The organism is Streptomyces sp. NPDC059957 (assembly GCF_042730015.1).
Classification (GTDB): Bacteria; Actinomycetota; Actinomycetes; order Streptomycetales; family Streptomycetaceae; genus Streptomyces.
Window position 1 is genome coordinate 1,094 of the sequence record NZ_JBHWMB010000166.1, and the last position, 2,672, is coordinate 3,765.

General features: G+C 71.7%; 3 protein-coding genes and 1 tRNA gene. 3 read left to right on the forward strand and 1 reads right to left on the reverse strand.

Annotation, left to right across the window (positions count from 1 at the left end):
• Nucleotides 1-129 precede the first annotated feature (129 nt).
• From ACFWBW_RS41590 to ACFWBW_RS41600, 3 genes are all read left to right on the forward strand, one after another.
• Nucleotides 130-429, forward strand: coding sequence for a hypothetical protein (locus tag ACFWBW_RS41590; protein ID WP_385385084.1), 300 nt, complete (start codon nt 130-132; stop codon nt 427-429).
• 56 nt (nt 430-485) lie between these two features.
• Entirely contained in the window at nt 486-1,070 is a 585-nt protein-coding gene (locus ACFWBW_RS41595) for a TetR/AcrR family transcriptional regulator (RefSeq protein WP_385385087.1), read from the forward strand.
• Between the two features lie 90 nt (nt 1,071-1,160).
• On the forward strand, nt 1,161-2,543 hold the full coding sequence (locus tag ACFWBW_RS41600; protein WP_385385090.1) for an MFS transporter: 1,383 nt from the start codon (nt 1,161-1,163) through the stop codon (nt 2,541-2,543).
• Nucleotides 2,544-2,599: 56 nt separating this feature from the next.
• Here ACFWBW_RS41600 and ACFWBW_RS41605 read toward each other — a convergent pair.
• Nucleotides 2,600-2,672 (reverse strand) — tRNA-Met (locus tag ACFWBW_RS41605).

The following is a 2,672-nucleotide window of genomic DNA, read 5'->3' on the forward strand; positions in this document are numbered from 1 at the left end:
TGCCGGCCCGGAGCTGAACTGAGACCACCCCAGCAGCCCACCGCCCGCACGCAGACCTCTCGCATCCGCGAGGGGTCTTCTTGTTTTCCGGGACCACGCACTCCGCCCCAGGACAGGAGCCCACCCCTCATGACCCGCAGCGATGTTCTCCCCGCCGTCGACGACGCCGTGCGCACCGGCGACACCGCCTGCCACACGCTGACCATCACCGTCCGGGACGGCGGCCACGCACTCAACCGCATCTCCGCGATGCTCAACAACCTGTCCGTAAGGACGCTGTCCTTCAGGGCCGCCGACGGAGGCGGCCTCGCGGAGTGCGAGATCGTGGTCCCCGTCGCCGACTCCCCCCGCGCCCAGGCCAAGCTCCGGCGCTGCGTCGAGGTGGTCGAGCTGAGGGCCCACCCGGCGGGGGAGACCCGGGCCATCTGAACGAGCCGCAGACGTTTACTTGACTGACCGTTCCAGTATCTCGTAGAGTACGGGATATGGCCAGGACCAAGGAATTCGATCCGGCCGCCGCGCTGCAGTCGGCTCTGGAGCTGTTCTGGCGGCGCGGCTACGAGGCGACGTCGATGGCGGACCTCGTCGAGCAGCTCGGCATCGGGCGAGCCAGCATGTACGCCACCTTCGGGAACAAGCGCGAGCTCTACCTGAAGGCGCTGGACCGCTACAACGGGCAACGCGACCCCGACCTGCTGCGCGAGCTGTCCCAGCCGGGTCCCGCGCTGCCGGCCGTACGGGCGGTGGTACGTCGCTTCGCCGCCGAGTCGAGCACCGACGAACTCCGGCTGAACGGCTGCTTCGTGACCAACACGGCCGCGGAGTTCGGTACGCAAGACCCGGCGGCGGCCCGCAGGGTCGAAGCGAGCTGGAACCACATCGAGACCCTGCTGCACTCGGCACTGACCAGGGCCCAGGCCCAGGGCGAACTGCCCGCGGACCGCGATCCGCGCATGCTCGCCAGGATGCTGCTGGTCCTGATGCAGGGCATGCGCGTCGTGGGCAAGGCCTCGCAGGACCCGGGCCGGGCCCGGGACGCGGCGGAGCAGGCCCTGACGCTGCTCGACTGAGGGCATGACAGCACGAAGCCTCCCTTCGGGGAGGTTCTTTTAAGACTTCATTCTGGAATGTACGGTCCAGTTTAAATCTGAGGGGGAGTAATGACCGTCAAGCAGAGCACCGCACGCATCACGACGACGCTCACCGCGTCCGGATCCAAGGCGGCCCGTCCGGCGCCCGGCCCGGCCTTCGCACTGCTCGGTACCGTGCAGATGACGCTGATCTTCGCGCTCACCTCGCTCATCGTGCCGCTGCCCGCGATCGGCCGCGAATTCACCCTGGGCCGCGATGACTTGATGCTCCTGAGCGCCGCCTACGGGCTGAGCTTCGCCGGCCTCCTGCTCTTCGGGGGCCGCCTCACCGACCGGTTCGGCGGGCGCCGGGTGCTCACCGCCGGACTGCTGCTCTTCGCCGTGGCCTCCCTCGCCGCCCCGTTCGCCCAGGGATCCGGGATCCTGCTCACCGCCCGCTTCGCCCAGGGGGTGGGCGCCGCGCTCACAGCACCCGCCGCCATGGCCGTCCTGCGGGCGGTCTTCCCCGAACCGGCCGCGTTCGGACGGGCGATGGCCACCTGGGGCGGGCTGTCGGTGCTCGGCGCGACCGTCGGCAACCTCCTCTCCGGGGTCATCTCCGCCCTGACCACCTGGCGGCTGTCCTTCGCCGTCCCGGTCGCCGTGGCCGTCGCCGCACTGCTCCTCGCTCCCCGGCTGCTGCCCGCCACCCCGGCGGGCGAGGGCCGCTCCCTGGACCTGCCGGGCGCCCTGCTGGCCACCGCCGGAATCAGCCTCGCCAGCTACGGCTTCGTCCTCACCGACGTGCAGTCCTGGGGATCGACGGGCGTCCTGGTCACCCTGCTCACCGCGGCGGCGCTTCTGCTCGCCTTCCCGCTGGTGGAACGCCGGGTCCGCGACCCCCTGCTGCCGCTCGGGTTCCTCCGCGACCGGCGCCGGGTCCTCGCCCTGGCGGCCATCGGCCTGACCGCCGCCGGCACGGCCGTGACCTTCGTCCTCCTCTCTCTCCACCTCCAGCAGGAACTGGGCTGGTCGGCGCTGAGCACCTCCGCCGCGTTCCTCCCCTTCGCGATGGCGCTGCTCGTGGCCGGCAGGGTGGCGGGTCCGCTGGTGGCCCGGTACGGGGCGCCCCGCGTCACCACCGCCGGGCTCGTGGTCGCCGCGGCCGGGCTCGTACTCCTCGCGCTCACCGGGCTGGCCGCGGAGATCCCGTACGCCTACGGCCTCCTCCCCGGGCTGCTCCTGCTGCCCGCCGGCACGGCGGCCGCCTTCGCGGGGGCCGCGGTGCTCGCCACGGACGGGGTGGAGCCCCACCAGGCGGGACTCGCCGGGGGCGTCATGAACACCGCGATGGAGCTCGGACCGACGGTCGTCTTCGCCGCCGTGCTCTCCCTGGGCTCCGACACGGTCTCACTCGCCGCCACGGCGATCGCCTTCGCGGCGGTCGGCTTCCTCAACACCCGCATCAAGTAGAGGGGGGCCTCGCCACCAGGGTGGCCGCATCCGCCCGACACGGGCCGGACCTTTCGTAGCGGGGACAGGATTTGAACCTGCGACCTCTGGGTTATGAGCCCAGCGAGCTACCGAGCTGCTCCACCCCGC